Below are 15,949 nucleotides of genomic sequence, written 5' to 3'. Positions count from 1 at the left end.
AAAAACAATATTCATACCTGAACAGCACTTTTTGCCAAGGAAAATAGGCAGAACAAGAGTCCTGCCTAGAACATTCAATTACAGAGATTTCTTACCTTTCCCACTTCTTTTGTGAATGGTGTATAAAACGATAAAAGCAAACACAGGGGGCACCAGATAACTACTTTCACTCATTGTTACCTGAAATCCAAGAGTTGCTAGTATCGTAAAGATGAGAATATTCATTAAAAATAGAAAAACAAATACAACAAAAGATTTTAAAATCTTATTCATTCCCGTCCTCATCACCTTCTTTACTTTTTCTTTCGAGAATAGTGTGGTATTTTACCGCTATGTAAATGATTAAAAGAAGTAGAGGGTAAGAAAACAGGTCTGAAACTTCCATGAAATTTACACTATACTTTCCTAGTAATAGCTTATAGTCCATTAAAACTTGAAGGATAGAAAGTACAATGCGTACTAGTAGAAGGCCCCCTAATAAGATCACTTCTTTTTTAACATACGAACACCTTCCTCACTAAATGCAGATTACGGTCCATTGGTCTAACACTCCAAGATTTCTTTATGCTGGAGCTACAGAAATCAGACTCATGTTATCATCGTTTGTTATCTTTTTCTTCACTTCTATAAAGTAAGATAAAGGTCATCAAAAATAATGAAATCGCAGGTATATCAAAATATTCAAACCATTTAGGTAGGTCTATTTTGTTTACATCAGCTACGATTCTAATAATTAGATAAGCCATCAAGCTAAATAATACAGTGGTCTCTGGCCAAGCTTTTCGTAGTAATCGAACAACTTTCATCTTAAACTCCAATCTGATGGTCAATCAATTTCCTATCTTACTTTCTGTTGTTTTGTACTTGTATCCTACATAAAACAGACCAAGCAGAATTGGATAGGTTTCTGGATAAAATAGGGTATTGATCGGATTTTTCAAAATCAAATACGTTGCGATGTAGATAATAAGCGATACGATAAAATACCCCTCAGCAAATCCTAATAAGAATTTTTTCATGGTAGACTCCTATTTACCTGACAAGAGTGCTCGAGTTGTTAAAATAGCTCCACCTGTATATACAAAACCTTTTACAAAACCGACTGCCACAGGGATAAGAAGGGGAAAGGCTCCCCCTTGAATTTCCTGCAAGTCCGTCTCAGTCATTGTTTCAAATTTTAAAATAGATTTTTCCATATCATCTCCTCCTTCTATTACCATCTACTCGTCACATAATTATAACCTGCAATTCCTGCTGCAGTAATTCCACCAGCAATTTTAGCTGCTGTCACAGGATTAGCAATCACCCAAGCTACAATCGGCCATGCTCCTCCATCCACATCCATCAACTCTTCTTCTGTAAGAGCTGCAAAGTTCTGTTCCATTTTGTCAAAGTTTGTCATCTTTTTTCTCCTTTATTTCTATTTTTTAGTTTACGACTTCTAGCTCTTAAACCATTTTAAAAACCAGATTGGATAAATAACTGAAATAATCATTTCTAATCTCCTTCCTCTTCTCACTTGTCTATTCGAGAAATAATTTTAAAATAAACAGCTAAATCAAATTTATTTTAAAAACCACTTAATGAACCATGGATACATGATTGGCATAAACATGAAGCAATCTCCTTCCTTTTCTTCTCACTTATCTATTCGAGAAGTGATTTAAAATGAACAGATAAATTTCATTTATTTTAAATACCATTTGATAAACCATGGCAATAAGATTGGTAAATACATCGCGTAGTCTCCTTCCTTTTCTTCTTACCTATCTATTCGAAAAACTATTCGAAAATGAACAACTATTTTATTTTTATTTTAAAAACCACTTAATGAACCATGGATACAAGATTGGCATGTACATGAACTGTCCTCCTTTTTTCTGTCTCATCTCTATATTCGCAATTTCTACAAAAATGTTTCAAATTTTTCCTTTTTCCTGCAAACAAAAAAAGCAACATGACTTGCATGTTGCTTTTTGCTATATTTTACCTTTAATGGTTTCAATTACATCTGTTACATTTTGAAGTTGGTCAATTTCCTCATCGCTGATTTCGATTCCAAATTCATCTTCTAGCGTCAAGACAAACTCCATCAAGTCCACTGAGTCCGCATCGAGATCGTCCTTCAAACTCAAGGCTTCTGTCACGACAAAGTCTTCTCCCTGTCGCTCTTGAATAATGGCTACAATACGGTCAAAAATTTCTTTTTCTGTCATCTTTTTATTCTCCTGAAAATTCACGCGCAGTCTGAGCAACTACGTCTGTTTCGAGCATGGTACGAATCTGACGAATCGTACTGTACACAGCCTTGGCATCACTTGAGCCATGAGTTTTTACAACTGGCGCCTTGACACCAAACAAAACTGCCCCTCCAATATCTGAATAGTTGAGCTGTGTCTTCAACCCCTTAAGACTATCCTTGAGAAGTAGAGCACCTAGCTTCGCTCGAAGACCACCACCTGTGATAGCTGTCTTAAGCAAGCCCATGATACCCATGGCTGTCCCTTCAATGGATTTGAGAACAGCGTTTCCCGTGAAACCATCTGTTACGACAACATCCGCAACACCATTCATCAAATCACGCGCTTCCACGTTTCCGACAAAATTCAAGCTTTCATCAGCCGCTAGTAAGTCGTATGTCTCCTTACGAAGCGGATCTCCCTTGCTGCTTTCTGTTCCATTGTTGAGCAAACCAACACGTGGTTGTGCAATCCCACGAACATTTTTCGCATAGAAGGAACCCAAAACAGCGTATTGGTGCAGATGATGGGCTGTATTTTCCGCATTGGCTCCAAGGTCTAGCATGTCAAAGCCTTTTCCATCAATGGTCGGCAAGGTAGACATGAGTCCTGGACGATCGATATTTTTGATACGACCCACAATGAAGAATCCTGCAGCCAACAAGGCACCTGTGTTCCCAGCTGAGAGGACAGCGTCTGCTTCTCCCTCCTTGACTGCCTTGGCTGCTAATACCATGCTGGCATTTTTCTTCTTACGAATAGCTTTTGTCGGCTCATCGTCTGAGTTGATTTTCTCATCCGTATGGATAATGCTGACACGCTCTGTCGCCGTTAGATATTGCTTGATCTTGCTTTCATCTCCGTAGAGTTGAATCTCAATATCTGAAAAGTCAGCAAGGGCTTGGTTGACACCCTCAACGATGGCTTGAGGTGCGTAATCGCCCCCCATAGCATCTACTGCAATTTTTTTCATTTGTTTTCCTCTTTTAGTAATTGTCCCCAGTCTGCTAGGGAATCAATAAATTTCTTTGATTTAAGGTGAATCCCAACGTACTCTTCGTAGAGTTGATCCATAAAATGGCGTAGCTCTTGCTTGATTTCTGCCTTAAGCGAAATGGTCTCCAAGGTTTCAAAATCAATGGCTTGAAATTGATTGAGCAGATAAGGGATATTGGGATTGAGATGACAACGTCTCTCATCTTCATGATAATGCTCTGGGCAGAGGCAGGCTCCATATTTAAAAGAAAAATCAAAGGCCTGACCCACCCGATGGCAAAAGACACACTCATTAAAATTAAGGCTGATTCCAAATCGAGTCAAGATTTGAATTTCAAAAATATTGGTTAAAACCTGATAATCTATGCCTGCTTCCATCAACTCCAAAGTCTTTTGCAAAAAAGCAAACAAGGGAGCATCCTGCTGATTATCCTGCAAACTAGCATCTGCAAGGGCAGCCACATAGGTTGCATAGGCCATGACAAAGAGATCACTATTAATCTTGGGGAAGGTCATCACCTCATGGTAGTCCTCGATGTAGCTAAGCCCATCATCATTGATGCGCAAGAGAAATCGTGCCAACACCAAGGGCTGAATAACTGGAGCTAGTTTGGACTGGCCAGCGTGTTTAACGAAAAACATGCGCTTGCCCGCCTGCTCGGTAAAAATTTTGACTAGCTTGTCATCCTCACGAAAGTTACGATTGTAGAGTACGAGACCTTGACTCGTGATAGACTGAATCATGCTTCTCTCATGTACTCCTCAAGTCGTTTCATGGCCTCTCTGATTGTTTCCATGCTGGCTGCATAAGACAGACGCACATAGCCTTCTCCGTAACGTCCAAAGGCTGCACCAGGGATAAAGGCAACGGCCTTCTTCTGAGCAAAATCCTTCAGAAAAGCAAAGGAGTCTTGATTGTAGCCCGCTGGAATCTTAGCAAAGATATAGAAGGCCCCATCTGGTTTGATAATCTCAAAACCAAGAGCAGTCATCTTTTCGATGATATAATCTCGACGCTGGATGTATTCCTTTTTCATAGGCTCTGCGTCGTTTTTACCAGCGGTCAAAGCCTCCACCGCAGCATGCTGAGCCATCGTATTTGCAGCAGTAACCAAATACTGGTGACTCTTGATTAACTGAGCTGTGAAAGCCGCAGGAGCAAAGATAAGGCCTAAACGCCAACCTGTCATAGCATGAGACTTAGATAAACCATTGATAATAATAGCCTGGTCTCTCAGCATAGTTCCCAAAGATACATGGGCTTCCCCTGTATAGGTTAATTCTGAGTAAACCTCATCACAGACAACAAAAATCTCGTACTTGCGTAAAACGTCTGCCAAGGCTTCCAACTGCTCCCGACTATAGGTAATTCCTGTCGGATTGGCTGGATAGTTGAGAATAACTGCCTTGAGCTTATCCCCTTGCTCCAAAATGGCCTTTTCCAACATCTCAGGAGTCAAGACAAAACCATTTTCAGTTGTATCAATCTCGATAATCTCTGCCCCAACTAGATTGACAATCGGTTCATATCCTGGATAGGCAGGAGCTGGCAAGAGCACCTTGTCCCCCTCTTCCAAAATAGCCGTCAAAGTAGCAGATAAAGCCTCTGTCGCTCCGATAGTGACCAGGATTTCATTTTCAGGATTGTAGTCCAATTTGTATTTTTCTTTTACAAAGTCGCTAGCAGCCTGGCGCAAAGTCAGCAAACCGCTCATCCCTGTATAGTAGGATTGGTTCTGGTCAATGGCCCGCTTGGCTGCCTCCTTGACATGATCTGGCGTTGTAAAATCAGGTTCCCCCAAGGTCAAACGCAAGACCCCAGGAATCGCTGAAATTGCCTGGTCAAACTGGCGAATCAAGGAAACTTGAATCTTGTCTAACTGTTTATTAAAGCGCTTGGTTAAGTCCATAGATATCCCCCTTGCTTACAGAACATAGTACTATTATACTACAAAAGCTCCCTGACCGCAAAATCCATCTGAAACCCGGATTTTTCACTTTCTGTTTTACTTTTCTTCTCGACAGGACTATAATAATAAGTGCTTATTTTCGGAGGTTCATATGTCATTTTTATCAAAAAACGGGGCAGGAATCTTGGCCTGCCTTCTCATTTCTATCATTTCTTGGTTTCTAGGAGGATTTTTCCCCGTCGTGGGCGCACCTGTCTTTGCAATTTTTGCTGGAATGCTCCTCCACCCCTGGCTCTCACCCTACAAACAACTAGATGCAGGTTTGACCTTTAGTTCCAAAAAATTGCTCCAGTATGCCGTTATCTTACTCGGTTTTGGTCTCAATATCTCGCAAGTCTTCGCAGTTGGACAATCTTCACTCCCTGTCATCCTTTCCACCATTTCTATTTCCTTAATCGTCGCCTACCTCTTCCAGCGCTTTTTTGCTTTGGATACTAAACTTGCTACCTTGATTGGAGTGGGATCTTCTATCTGTGGTGGCTCTGCTATTGCCGCGACAGCGCCCGTTATCCAGGCCAAGGAAAAAGAAGTCGCCCAAGCCATTTCCGTTATCTTTTTCTTCAATGTCTTTGCTGCGCTCATCTTTCCAACTCTAGGAACCTGGCTTCACCTATCCAATGAAGGCTTCGCCCTCTTTGCAGGAACTGCGGTCAATGACACTTCCTCTGTAACGGCTACAGCTAGCGCCTGGGACAGTCTTTACCAAAGCAATACCCTCGAGTCCGCAACCATTGTTAAACTCACGCGCACCTTAGCAATCATTCCTATTACGCTCTTTCTCTCCTACTGGCAAAGCCGCCAACAAAAAAACAGCCAAGATTTCCAACTAAAAAAAGTCTTCCCACTTTTTATCCTTTATTTCATCTTAGCCTCTCTCTTAACGACTCTTCTCACCTCTCTCGGTGTGTCTAGTAGCTTCTTCACCCCTCTCAAACAACTCTCCAAATTTCTCATTATCATGGCTATGAGTGCCATCGGTCTCAAAACCAATCTAGTAGCCATGATCAAATCCAGCGGTAAATCCATTCTTCTTGGAGCCCTTTGCTGGATTGCTATCATCCTCACCAGTCTTGGCATGCAAGCATTGATTGGTACTTTATAAAATAAAAAGGTAGCCTACTGGATACCTTTTTATTGTTCAAGAATTAAGCGTGTATGTTCTCTCTTGATACAGCGATTCATTACGATGTCGTCGCATCCTCCAGCACGCAAGATTTCTTCTGATTCTAGGCTTTCAAGTCCCAGTTGAGCCCAGAAAATTTTGGCATCCGCCTTGAGAAAGTCTCGTGCTACATCAGGTAAAAATTCACTGCGACGATATACATTGACAATATCTACAGGAAAAGGAATCTCAGCTAGGCTTGCATAGGCCTTTTCTCCCAAGATTTCGCCACCTGCAGCCTTGGGATTGACTGGAATGATTTTATAGCCCCGAGCCTGCATTTCCTTAGTCACTCGATTGCTAGTTGTTTCCTCACGGTCAGACAAACCCACTACCGCTAATGTTTTACTGGTTGCAAGATACTGACGAATCACACCATCACTTGGATTGATAAATTCTTGACTCATAGAAATCCTCCTTTTTCATCAGTATAGCATATTTTGAAAAGGCTTGCAGGATTTTACTACAAACTATCTAAATGCAAAAAATCCTCTTAAAATCATATTATCTGATTTTAGGAGGATTTGGTTTTATGATCTGGTTGGTTTATAAGTCAGTTTCTCTCCATGTTGTTTGACAAACTCACTCATCTCAGAGTCAGGAATTTGACGAAGATAGAGATTAGCACGAATAGTATCATCCTCTTCGCGACAAGTAGAAAGAACAAGGTACTTATCTTTAGCAGATACTTTCACATTTGGTTTTTTAACCTCTGCTGTGTCGTAAATAGTGGTTAGCTGTTTTTCAAAATCTTTATCATCATCAAAACTAGTGCGATAGAAGGCTGTTTCTTCTGGTACAATGATCATCGCAACAGCTTCATAATAGAACTTTCTCTCAGGTGTTTCGATAACAACATAAGGATTCTCATCAAAATAGTCTTGACGGCTATAATAGTTCACATCATTAAACATACGATGGTCTCCGAGCTTGCTTCCTCTCGCATGAGCAAACAACCATGTCAAGCGATCGCTAAAATCTTTCTTATTGTCCATATCCATAAATACAGCACCTAGATAAGGAACATTGTCCCCTTCAAAAGTTTTATTGAGGTAGGTCTCATTGTCCTTTGTTTGAACAACAGGCTCATCTAGCTGTGTACCAGGAGCATAGACATAAGCGATTGTATCCGAGTTGGTCGAAGTCAAGCCCTTAAATTTATTTGAAAGGTATTCTTTTTCTTCTGCGCTGGCTGTATAAGCTGGGTTTTTAGTTTCCTGAGTAACTTTTGGTTCGTTGGTTGAGTCGTTGGGAGTAGAAAGGTTATTAATGACAAAATACCCACCAACCACAACAATAGCAACTGCGACTACGGAAGCAATAATTTTCCAAATGGACAAATTCTTTTTCTTAGAACGTATACTCATCTTTTCTCCTTCATCTATCCTATTTACCAAAAAAATCACTGAAACGAAGTTTCAGTGATAGGCTACTTCATCAAATCAATGAATTATTTAGCAGCGTGTGTTTTTGGAAGAGCTTTTTGACCAGCTTTTGATGCTACACCAGCTTTTTTAGCTGCATCATCAGCTTTTTTAGCTTGATCTACAACACCTGGTTTACCTGGTTCTGGAGTAGCTGATCCTTTACCATCTGTTGGTTTAGCTGATCCTTTACCTGATCCTTTACCTGTTTGGTTAGCTTGGTCTTCAGCTTTACGAACATCGTTTGGTTTGTTGTCTTCAATACCAGTTGGGTCGTTCCAGTAGTTACCTTGAGCTTTTGCTGCTTCACGTACTTTTTCTTGGATTACTTGAACATAACGGTTACGAACGATGTTACGTGCTTCTGTACGAGCTGCTTCAACTTTAGCTACATATTCTCCGTAAAGGTGACCTGAACCGTATGCTTCAAGAGCTGCCTTAGCTGCTACAACTGCTGGTTGACGTTCAGCTTCTTCGTTGATTTCAGCTTCGTGTGCTGCTACTTGTGTATTAACTTCATCAGCAATATCACGTTCAGAAACATATTTCTTTTGGATCAATTGGTTAGAAGAATTTGGGTTTTCACCTTGAGCAAAAGCTGGAGCTGCTGCAGAAAATACTGCAAGTGCTGCTACTGATGATAATAAAACTTTTTTCATTGTTTTATCTCCTCTTTAAATTCATAATTAATTTATAAGGACAAGCCTTATTACCTACAAGTATATCATATATATGTCGGTTGTCAAGTCTTTTTTAATTTTTTTTCAAAAAAATCTGATAAAGCAAAGAAAAATTTCTCTGCACAAGCTGTACAAGCGATTTTCTTACTAGCAATAGCTGATATAAATGGCTAAAAGACGAACATTTTTGGTGATTTCTCCTTAATCATTACCTCTGAAAACGACACTTCATCACTATCTAAGGATAATTTCTCTACTTTTGAAGGCTCATAGACTTTCAGATACGAGATTTAAATTGTTTTCTCAATACTAAATAGAGGAGAAAGTGGACGTTTTTCGTGGATACGAATAATAGCATCGCCCAGAAGATGAGCAATCGAAATTTGTTCAATCTTATCAATCAAACGCTCTTCTGGTAGGTAGATAGTATCCAAAACAACTAATTTCTTAATAGCTGATTTTTGGATATTATCCATAGCCGGTCCTGAAAGAACTGGGTGAGTACAACTTGCATAAACTGCTACTGCACCCGCTTCAGCAAGCGCATCCGCTGCATGACAAATGGTTCCAGCTGTATCGATCATGTCGTCAATCAAGATACAAGTCTTACCTTCTACCTTACCGATAATATTCATCACTTCGCTGGTATTCATCTTATCTACACTACGACGTTTGTCAATAATCGCAATCGGAGTTTTCAAAAACTCTGCTAACTTACGAGCACGAGTCACCCCACCATGGTCTGGACTGACAACCACGTAGTCAGAGCCGACCATGCCACGACGTTCAAAATAGTCCGCAATCAATGGAGCACCCATCAAGTGATCTACAGGAATATCAAAGAATCCCTGAATCTGTGCAGCGTGCAAATCAATCGTCAACAAACGATCCACTCCAGCCACTTCTAGCATATTGGCAACGAGTTTTGAAGTGATTGGCTCACGCGCTCTTGCTTTTCTATCCTGACGTGCGTAACCATAGTAAGGCATAACAACGTTGACAGATTCTGCACTAGCCCGCTTCAAGGCATCTACCATAATCAAAATTTCGAGCAGATTGTCATTTACAGGTGAGCTCGTTGATTGTAGGATAAAGACGTGTTTTCCACGGATTGATTCTTCGATGTTGACCTGAATCTCCCCATCTGAAAATTGGCGAACAGTCGATTTCCCCAACTCAATCCCAATCTCTTGCGCCACACGCTCTGCCAATTCTCTATTTGAAGAAAGGGCAAACAGCTTTAAATCAGAAAAAGACATGATTTCCTCCGGTATTTATGTATCGCTTGTTTTTTACACAACATTTTACATCTACCATTGTAGCGCTTTTTCCTTTATTTTTCAATCAAAAATAAAACAAGAGCAAACATTTATACCCTTGTTTTTTACTTTTTTATATTAGCTATATTAAAATTAAAAATCCTACATTTTAACAATCGATTTTATGCTAGGATGAAATTTTTTCGAGACAAAGTTAGTATACTTCTCTCATACTTCCTGTATCCACATCATAGACAGCACCTGAAATAACCACATCATCAGGAATCAGTGGAGATTCTCGAAGCAACTGCATGTCCTCTCTCACACTCTCTTCAACATCCTGGAATGGTAAAAAATCTTGATCAGACACATCAACTCCGAGCTCGTGTTTCAAATGTTCATGAAAAGACTCATTTTGAAAAGTTTGAGCTCCACAGTCTGTATGGTGAAGCACCACAATTTCTCTTGTTCCCATTTGTTGCTGGGAAATCACCAGTGAACGAATCATGTCCTCAGTTACTCGACCACCCGCATTCCGCAAGATATGGGCATCCCCAAGTGCCAGACCCAGAGCTTGCGCGACGTGTAGCCGTGAGTCCATACAGGTCACAATTGCTACTCTTGTTTTCGGCTTAAGTGGCAGATTTAATTTCCCATGAAGGGCAACATAAGCCTGATTGGCTTGCATAAACTGTTCAAAATACGACACGATTTCCCCCTTAAAAATTTGATCATCAAACATTTCTCCTATCTTATCATTTTTAAGAGGATTTGTCACGGATTATGCAAAGACTTTTTTCAAAACTTCCTGAATCGTTGTCACACCAATGACCTCAATTTCTTTGGGTGGAGTGATTCCTGTCAAGGAATTCTTGGGTACATAGATCTTGGTAAAGCCCAGTTTTGCCGCTTCATTGATGCGTTGTTCGATACGATTTACGCGTCGAATTTCTCCGGTCAAACCAAGTTCTCCCACAAAACATTCTTGAGGATTGGTAGGCTTGTCCTTGTAACTAGAGGCAATAGCCACTGCAACTGCTAAGTCAATGGCGGGCTCATCCAATTTGACACCACCAGCTGATTTGAGATAGGCATCCTGATTTTGCAAGAGAAGCCCTGCTCGTTTTTCCAAAACAGCCATAATCAAACTCGCACGATTGAAATCAAGTCCTGTCGTCGTGCGTTTAGCATTTCCAAACATGGTCGGTGTCACCAAAGCCTGAACCTCCGCCAAAATCGGACGGGTCCCTTCCATAGTCACCACGATTGATGAACCAGTAGCCCCATCCAAACGCTCTTCTAGGAAAACTTGACTCGGATTGAGCACCTCAACCAATCCGCCCGACTGCATCTCAAAGATGCCAATCTCATTAGTGGAACCAAAACGGTTTTTGACCGCTCTCAAGATACGAAAGGTATGGTGACGTTCCCCTTCAAAGTAAAGCACTGTATCCACCATATGCTCCAACATACGCGGACCCGCCAAGGTTCCTTCCTTGGTCACATGCCCTACGATAAAGATAGCAATGTTATTGGTCTTAGCCAGCTGCATAAGCTCAGCCGTCACCTCACGTACTTGAGACACAGAACCTTGCACCCCTGAAATCTCAGGAGACATAATGGTCTGAATAGAGTCGATGATGAGAAAGTCTGGCTGAATTCTTTCTACTTCTGCACGAACACTCTGCATATTGGTCTCTGCATAGAGATAAAACTCGCTATCAATATCACCCAAGCGCTCTGCTCGTAGCTTGATTTGCTGAGCAGACTCCTCCCCACTGACATAGAGAACAGTCCCCACTTGAGACAGCTGGGTTGATACTTGTAAGAGAAGGGTTGATTTCCCAATCCCTGGATCCCCACCGATGAGAACAAGACTTCCGGGTACTACTCCGCCTCCAAGCACACGGTTGAATTCCTCCATCTCGGTCTTTGTTCGATTGACATTGATTGAAGTCACCTCAGCCAGTTTCATGGGCTTGGTTTTCTCCCCTGTCAAGGATACACGCGCATTCTTGACCTCGGCAATCTCAACCTCTTCTACAAAAGAAGACCAAGACCCACAGTTAGGACAACGCCCCAGATATTTTGGGGAATTATACCCACAATTTTGACATACAAATGTCGCTTTTTTCTTTGCGATGATAAACCTCTTTCTAAATCTCTACCTCACACTCAATCACTTGACAAAAATCGATGGTTTCATTTGGTACAAACTGGCGCATGAGCATTCGATGAGCGACAACTACCACAGTCTGATGTTCTCGATACTTAGCCATACATTCTAGAAAACGAGACTTCATCTCCGCAGCTGTCTCATATTGAATAGGGCTATTAGGAAGCAACTCCCCCTTGTTTTCTAAAAATAATCTTCTAGCTTTTTCGAAGTTTTCTATTCCTGTTTCATAGACCTGCCATTCGTGTAACATAGGCTCCACTCTCAAAGGAAGTCCAGTAGCACAAGAAACATAAGAAGCCGTTTCTAAAGCTCGCGTCACCGCAGAAGTCACTAGTAGGTTAGCTGATTGTAGCAAAGGATTTTGGCAAAGTTCCTGAGCTTGTTGTCGTCCCTTCTCAGATAAGGGGGCCAAATCCATCCCAAAACCTGTATAAGAACGTTCCTCTAACTCACGGTAATCTGGCTCCCCATGACGTACAAAGATAATCTTCATCTTAGTGCCCTGTTGATCCAAATCCACCAGTTCGCACGCCGTCTGCCTCATCTCCGTCTGCGATTAAAAATGGTGCAAAGACAGCCTGAACCACACGTTCCCCAACTTCAAGAACCACTTCCTGATCAGTAATGTTTTTCATCTGCGCAAAGATATGTCCCTCATTACCGGAATTGCCATAATAATCCCCATCAATAACCCCCACAGAGTTGATCAAGACCAGACCCTTCTTACGAGGATTTGAAGAACGGTCATAGAGATAGAGCACTTCTGTCGGCTGCATGTAAGCCTTGACACCAGTCGGAACGAGAACAATCTCTCCTGGAGCAATCACAGTGCGTTCCGCAACCTTTAAATCATAACCAGCTGCATGAGCTGTCTCACGCTTCGGTAGCAAATTTTCATCTGTAAAACTCGAAACCAATTCAAAACCACGAATTTTCATATTTTTCTCTTTTCTATAATCATTTATTCTAGGCTATTTTATCTTATTTATTCGAAAAAAGCACGAAAAAAGAGCACACAATTCACACTCGCTTAGGGCTGCTGGATTCCTCCCCTGACCCGCTTCACGCAGAACTGTTGCTCCATTATTTATTATACCACATTCCCCTCTATTTTTAAAGAGAAATTATTTTTTCCGTCGATTTCGGAAAAAGTCCTGCATAATCGCTGCACACTCACTCTCCAAAACTCCCGTTTCGACCTCTACACGATGATTGAGACGCTCATCTGTCAAAATATCGTACAAACTTCCAGCTGCACCAAATTTCTGATTATTAGCCCCGTAGACTACATTTGGAATGCGTGCAAGCCCAATCGCCCCACTACACATAACACAAGGCTCAATGGTCACAAACAACGTACAATCAAGCAGACGCCAACTCTCTTCACTTGCATTCGCATTTTCTATGGCCATGATTTCTGCATGCATAACCGCCCGTTGCAACTCCTCGCGCGCATTATGCCCCCTACCAATGATCTCTCCATCCTTGACAATCACACAACCAATTGGAATTTCATCGTGTTCTAGGGCAATCTCAGCCTCTCTCAAAGCCTCTCTCATAAAAGCTTCTTTTTCTTCAACTGTATAATCCATAGTTTCTCTCTTTTCCTGCTTGTCGTTTTATTATTATATCATGATTCCCAACACAAAAAAAGCCACCCAATGGGGTGACTTAATAGGGAGATTATTATGAAAAAGAAAAGTTTAGGATATTTGTTACAACAAGTTAGGAGGTCTTCTTGTAACTATCTATAGTATACCCGCCCTGTCTTAAACTAATCTTAAAAATCTCCTATGACCAAACACTTTCTAAAATATTGGTTTGTTCACGACCAGGACCTACTGAGAAAGTAGAAATACGAACCCCAACCAACTCGCTCACACGACGAACATAGTTACGTGCATTCTCAGGAAGGTCTTCTAAATTACGGACTCCAGTGATGTCTTCTGACCAACCTGGCAATTCCTCGTAGATTGGCTTGCAACGTTTCAACTGTTCAAGACTAGCTGGATAGTAGTCAATACGTTGACCATCAAGATCATAGGCTACACAGATTTTAACTGTATCCAAACCACTCAAAACATCAATAGAGTTCAATGAAAGATTTGTAATCCCAGATACACGGCGGCTATGACGCATCACAACTGAATCAAACCAACCTACACGACGTGGACGGCCAGTTGTTGTACCGTATTCATGACCTACTTCACGGATACGATCTCCCACTTCATCAAACAATTCCGTTGGGAAAGGTCCGTCACCTACACGACTCGTATAGGCTTTACATACACCTACAACCTTGTCAATCTTACTTGGACCAACACCTGACCCAATTGTCACACCACCAGCGACAGGGTTTGAAGAAGTAACAAATGGATAAGTCCCTTGGTCAATGTCCAACATGACACCTTGCGCACCTTCAAACAGTACACGTTTGCCATTATCAAGCGCATCGTTCAAGATAACAGATGTATCTGTCACATACTGCTTAATTTGTTGGCCATACTCATAATACTCTTCAAAAATATCATCAACTGAAATAGGTTCACTATCATATAATTTTTCAAACAAACGATTCTTTTCCGCAAGATTGCGTTCTAAACGCTCACGAAAAATCTCTTTATCCAAAAGATCCGCAATACGAATTCCAACACGAGCAGCTTTGTCCATATATGCTGGACCAATTCCCTTTATTGTAGTACCAATCTTATTATCACCCTTAGCTTCTTCTTGCAAGCGATCCAACTCAATGTGGTAAGGCAAAATAACATGCGCACGATCAGAAATACGCAAGTTATCAGTTGTCACACCTTCATCATGAAGATAGCTCAACTCTTTCACAAGAGATTTAGGGTTTACAACCATACCGTTTCCAATAACTGAAATTTTTTCAGGGAAGAAAATTCCAGATGGAATCAAGTGCAACTTAAATTTCTTACCATCAATAACAATTGTGTGACCAGCATTATCACCACCTTGATAACGAGCAATCACTTCTGCATTAGCTGAAAGAAAATCTGTAATTTTCCCTTTACCTTCATCGCCCCATTGGGTACCTACAACAACAACTGAAGTCATAATCTTGTCTGAGCCGCTAGGCTCTTCCTTTCTCATATACATGGCAGGAGTCTCACCCGCAATCATATCTTACAATTTATTATAATAAAACTTCATCATTTTTTCAAGAGTCAGCGTAGAAACATCTGGAAATTCTCTCCATTTAAAAATATCTAAAGAAAAATAATTGTTAATTACTATTAATATAATCTAATTAGTTGTTTATTGTTCGTTTTTTAATAACCTTGACTCAATTAGAAATAAAATTCCTTTTCATCACAAATTTTTCTAAAAATAAACGATAAGATGTTCTAAAATGATAGATAATAAAATCTCTTTCATCAGTAATCTTATAGCGAATTAAATAATAATGCAAATAACCAAGATGTGTGGTTTCCCATTTCGTTTTATCAGCAAATAACCCTTTGTACTCCTGCTCAACAGCATCACAAAATTCAATAATTTGTTCATAGATATCTTGAAACATCCTCAATAATCTCCATTTCATTTTTTTATAGTATTAGGATATCAAAAATTTAAAAACTTTAGTCCAAAATTCCTGTAAAGTGAAAATAGCAATCTAAACGAACAAAAAAATAAAAAATACTGAAAGAAAAGAGAAAAAATCATCTATTTCAAAATTGATTATAGATGACCTTTCCTCTATATTCACAGCGTGTGAGATAAGCTATGAGCTTTTGGTACCATATTTCTCTCCTTACAGAGCGAAATAGATTGAAAAACATCGAATAAAAAAATAAAGGCTCTGTAATTTCTGTGCTAAGGAGGGGAGCAAATTGGTTCCCTTCAAATATTAGCTGACTTCAAGCTGCTACAGTTGACAAAGAGCAAAAAAAAACGTTCATCAGAACGTCCCTTACTATACTCCGCCAGTAGGACTCGAACCTACGACATCATGATTAACAGTCATGCGCTACTACCAACTGAGCTATGGCGGATAAAAGCTAAGCGACTTCCATAT

General features: G+C 40.5%; 21 protein-coding genes, 1 tRNA gene and 1 other RNA gene. 1 reads left to right on the top strand and 22 read right to left on the bottom strand.

Features of this window, described 5'->3' with window-relative positions; translation table 11 throughout:
• Positions 1–78: 78 nt before the first annotated feature.
• The 9 genes from HT680_RS07870 to HT680_RS07830 all read right to left on the bottom strand — a co-directional run bounded on the left by HT680_RS07870 (position 79) and on the right by HT680_RS07830 (position 5,146).
• Positions 79–273, bottom strand: coding sequence for a hypothetical protein (locus HT680_RS07870; RefSeq protein ID WP_173259494.1), 195 nt, complete (start codon positions 271–273; stop codon positions 79–81).
• Positions 274–596: 323 nt separating this feature from the next.
• Entirely contained in the window at positions 597–806 is a 210-nt protein-coding gene (locus HT680_RS07865) for a bacteriocin immunity protein (protein WP_173259492.1), read from the bottom strand.
• A gap of 24 nt (positions 807–830) precedes the next feature.
• Positions 831–1,019, bottom strand: a complete 189-nt coding sequence (locus tag HT680_RS07860) for a hypothetical protein (RefSeq protein ID WP_173259489.1) — start codon at positions 1,017–1,019, stop codon at positions 831–833.
• Between the two features lie 9 nt (positions 1,020–1,028).
• Complete coding sequence (locus HT680_RS07855) at positions 1,029–1,196, bottom strand: class IIb bacteriocin, lactobin A/cerein 7B family (protein ID WP_173259486.1); 168 nt, start codon at positions 1,194–1,196, stop codon at positions 1,029–1,031.
• A 17-nt stretch (positions 1,197–1,213) separates the two neighbouring features.
• Complete coding sequence (locus HT680_RS07850) at positions 1,214–1,402, bottom strand: class IIb bacteriocin, lactobin A/cerein 7B family (RefSeq protein WP_173259484.1); 189 nt, start codon at positions 1,400–1,402, stop codon at positions 1,214–1,216.
• Positions 1,403–1,979: 577 nt separating this feature from the next.
• Positions 1,980–2,216, bottom strand: a complete 237-nt coding sequence (locus HT680_RS07845; RefSeq protein ID WP_173259482.1) for an acyl carrier protein — start codon at positions 2,214–2,216, stop codon at positions 1,980–1,982.
• Between the two features lie 4 nt (positions 2,217–2,220).
• Positions 2,221–3,213 carry a phosphate acyltransferase PlsX gene (plsX, locus tag HT680_RS07840; protein WP_173259480.1) on the bottom strand — a complete coding sequence of 331 codons (993 nt, stop codon included), beginning with the start codon at positions 3,211–3,213 and terminating at the stop codon, positions 2,221–2,223.
• Positions 3,210–3,980 carry a DNA repair protein RecO gene (gene recO / locus HT680_RS07835; protein WP_173259478.1) on the bottom strand — a complete coding sequence of 257 codons (771 nt, stop codon included), beginning with the start codon at positions 3,978–3,980 and terminating at the stop codon, positions 3,210–3,212. The genes plsX and recO overlap by 4 nt, the downstream gene beginning before the upstream one ends.
• The gene (locus HT680_RS07830; RefSeq protein WP_173259475.1) at positions 3,977–5,146 is read right to left on the bottom strand and encodes a pyridoxal phosphate-dependent aminotransferase; all 1,170 of its coding nucleotides are present in this window, start codon (positions 5,144–5,146) and stop codon (positions 3,977–3,979) included. Before HT680_RS07830 ends, recO begins: the two co-directional genes overlap by 4 nt.
• A gap of 151 nt (positions 5,147–5,297) precedes the next feature.
• On the opposite strand from HT680_RS07830, the gene HT680_RS07825 reads away from it, so the two are divergent.
• Positions 5,298–6,308, top strand: coding sequence for a YeiH family protein (locus HT680_RS07825; RefSeq protein ID WP_173259473.1), 1,011 nt, complete (start codon positions 5,298–5,300; stop codon positions 6,306–6,308).
• Positions 6,309–6,337: 29 nt separating this feature from the next.
• Here HT680_RS07825 and HT680_RS07820 read toward each other — a convergent pair whose 3' ends face one another.
• From HT680_RS07820 to HT680_RS07760, 13 genes are all read right to left on the bottom strand, one after another.
• The gene (locus HT680_RS07820; RefSeq protein WP_173259471.1) at positions 6,338–6,775 is read right to left on the bottom strand and encodes a CoA-binding protein; all 438 of its coding nucleotides are present in this window, start codon (positions 6,773–6,775) and stop codon (positions 6,338–6,340) included.
• 123 nt (positions 6,776–6,898) lie between these two features.
• The gene (gene srtB / locus HT680_RS07815) at positions 6,899–7,735 is read right to left on the bottom strand and encodes a class B sortase, LPKTxAVK-specific (protein ID WP_173259469.1); all 837 of its coding nucleotides are present in this window, start codon (positions 7,733–7,735) and stop codon (positions 6,899–6,901) included.
• An 83-nt stretch (positions 7,736–7,818) separates the two neighbouring features.
• Positions 7,819–8,451 carry an amylase-binding adhesin AbpA gene (abpA, locus tag HT680_RS07810; protein WP_173259467.1) on the bottom strand — a complete coding sequence of 211 codons (633 nt, stop codon included), beginning with the start codon at positions 8,449–8,451 and terminating at the stop codon, positions 7,819–7,821.
• Between the two features lie 311 nt (positions 8,452–8,762).
• Positions 8,763–9,731 (bottom strand): ribose-phosphate diphosphokinase, encoded by a 969-nt coding sequence (locus HT680_RS07805; RefSeq protein WP_173259464.1) that lies wholly within the window; start codon positions 9,729–9,731, stop codon positions 8,763–8,765.
• Positions 9,732–9,945: 214 nt separating this feature from the next.
• Complete coding sequence (locus tag HT680_RS07800; protein WP_004246703.1) at positions 9,946–10,440, bottom strand: carbonic anhydrase; 495 nt, start codon at positions 10,438–10,440, stop codon at positions 9,946–9,948.
• A gap of 72 nt (positions 10,441–10,512) precedes the next feature.
• Positions 10,513–11,877, bottom strand: coding sequence for a DNA repair protein RadA (radA, locus tag HT680_RS07795; RefSeq protein WP_173259637.1), 1,365 nt, complete (start codon positions 11,875–11,877; stop codon positions 10,513–10,515).
• Positions 11,878–11,887: 10 nt separating this feature from the next.
• Positions 11,888–12,403, bottom strand: a complete 516-nt coding sequence (locus tag HT680_RS07790; protein ID WP_173259462.1) for a histidine phosphatase family protein — start codon at positions 12,401–12,403, stop codon at positions 11,888–11,890.
• Between the two features lies 1 nt (position 12,404).
• Positions 12,405–12,848 (bottom strand): dUTP diphosphatase, encoded by a 444-nt coding sequence (locus HT680_RS07785; protein ID WP_173259460.1) that lies wholly within the window; start codon positions 12,846–12,848, stop codon positions 12,405–12,407.
• Between the two features lie 55 nt (positions 12,849–12,903).
• An RNA gene (gene ffs, locus HT680_RS07780) (signal recognition particle sRNA small type) lies at positions 12,904–13,002 on the bottom strand.
• 32 nt (positions 13,003–13,034) lie between these two features.
• Positions 13,035–13,502, bottom strand: coding sequence for a tRNA adenosine(34) deaminase TadA (gene tadA / locus HT680_RS07775; protein WP_038804313.1), 468 nt, complete (start codon positions 13,500–13,502; stop codon positions 13,035–13,037).
• Between the two features lie 199 nt (positions 13,503–13,701).
• Positions 13,702–14,988 (bottom strand): adenylosuccinate synthase, encoded by a 1,287-nt coding sequence (locus HT680_RS07770; protein ID WP_173259635.1) that lies wholly within the window; start codon positions 14,986–14,988, stop codon positions 13,702–13,704.
• A 229-nt stretch (positions 14,989–15,217) separates the two neighbouring features.
• Positions 15,218–15,454 (bottom strand): sigma(X)-activator ComW, encoded by a 237-nt coding sequence (comW, locus tag HT680_RS07765; protein ID WP_000484932.1) that lies wholly within the window; start codon positions 15,452–15,454, stop codon positions 15,218–15,220.
• A gap of 398 nt (positions 15,455–15,852) precedes the next feature.
• Positions 15,853–15,926: transfer RNA gene (locus tag HT680_RS07760), tRNA-Asn, on the bottom strand.
• Positions 15,927–15,949 lie beyond the last annotated feature (23 nt).

This window comes from Streptococcus sp. 5905, assembly GCF_013276505.1.
Classification (GTDB): Bacteria; Bacillota; Bacilli; order Lactobacillales; family Streptococcaceae; genus Streptococcus.
Note: the sequence above shows the minus strand (reverse complement) of the source record. Positions and strands in the feature narration are given on the sequence as shown.

Coding starts and splice junctions, on each gene's coding strand:
- plsX (WP_173259480.1), bottom strand. CDS start 3,213: ATGAAAAAAATTGCAGTAGATGCTATGGGGGGCGATTACGCACCTCAA.
- tadA (WP_038804313.1), bottom strand. CDS start 13,502: ATGGATTATACAGTTGAAGAAAAAGAAGCTTTTATGAGAGAGGCTTTG.
- HT680_RS07845 (WP_173259482.1), bottom strand. CDS start 2,216: ATGACAGAAAAAGAAATTTTTGACCGTATTGTAGCCATTATTCAAGAG.
- HT680_RS07860 (WP_173259489.1), bottom strand. CDS start 1,019: ATGAAAAAATTCTTATTAGGATTTGCTGAGGGGTATTTTATCGTATCG.
- HT680_RS07825 (WP_173259473.1), top strand. CDS start 5,298: ATGTCATTTTTATCAAAAAACGGGGCAGGAATCTTGGCCTGCCTTCTC.
- recO (WP_173259478.1), bottom strand. CDS start 3,980: ATGATTCAGTCTATCACGAGTCAAGGTCTCGTACTCTACAATCGTAAC.
- HT680_RS07785 (WP_173259460.1), bottom strand. CDS start 12,848: ATGAAAATTCGTGGTTTTGAATTGGTTTCGAGTTTTACAGATGAAAAT.
- HT680_RS07855 (WP_173259486.1), bottom strand. CDS start 1,196: ATGGAAAAATCTATTTTAAAATTTGAAACAATGACTGAGACGGACTTG.
- HT680_RS07790 (WP_173259462.1), bottom strand. CDS start 12,403: ATGAAGATTATCTTTGTACGTCATGGGGAGCCAGATTACCGTGAGTTA.
- HT680_RS07865 (WP_173259492.1), bottom strand. CDS start 806: ATGAAAGTTGTTCGATTACTACGAAAAGCTTGGCCAGAGACCACTGTA.
- HT680_RS07770 (WP_173259635.1), bottom strand. CDS start 14,988: ATGACTTCAGTTGTTGTTGTAGGTACCCAATGGGGCGATGAAGGTAAA.
- HT680_RS07820 (WP_173259471.1), bottom strand. CDS start 6,775: ATGAGTCAAGAATTTATCAATCCAAGTGATGGTGTGATTCGTCAGTAT.
- HT680_RS07850 (WP_173259484.1), bottom strand. CDS start 1,402: ATGACAAACTTTGACAAAATGGAACAGAACTTTGCAGCTCTTACAGAA.
- HT680_RS07870 (WP_173259494.1), bottom strand. CDS start 273: ATGAATAAGATTTTAAAATCTTTTGTTGTATTTGTTTTTCTATTTTTA.
- comW (WP_000484932.1), bottom strand. CDS start 15,454: ATGTTTCAAGATATCTATGAACAAATTATTGAATTTTGTGATGCTGTT.
- abpA (WP_173259467.1), bottom strand. CDS start 8,451: ATGAAAAAAGTTTTATTATCATCAGTAGCAGCACTTGCAGTATTTTCT.
- srtB (WP_173259469.1), bottom strand. CDS start 7,735: ATGAGTATACGTTCTAAGAAAAAGAATTTGTCCATTTGGAAAATTATT.
- HT680_RS07830 (WP_173259475.1), bottom strand. CDS start 5,146: ATGGACTTAACCAAGCGCTTTAATAAACAGTTAGACAAGATTCAAGTT.
- HT680_RS07805 (WP_173259464.1), bottom strand. CDS start 9,731: ATGTCTTTTTCTGATTTAAAGCTGTTTGCCCTTTCTTCAAATAGAGAA.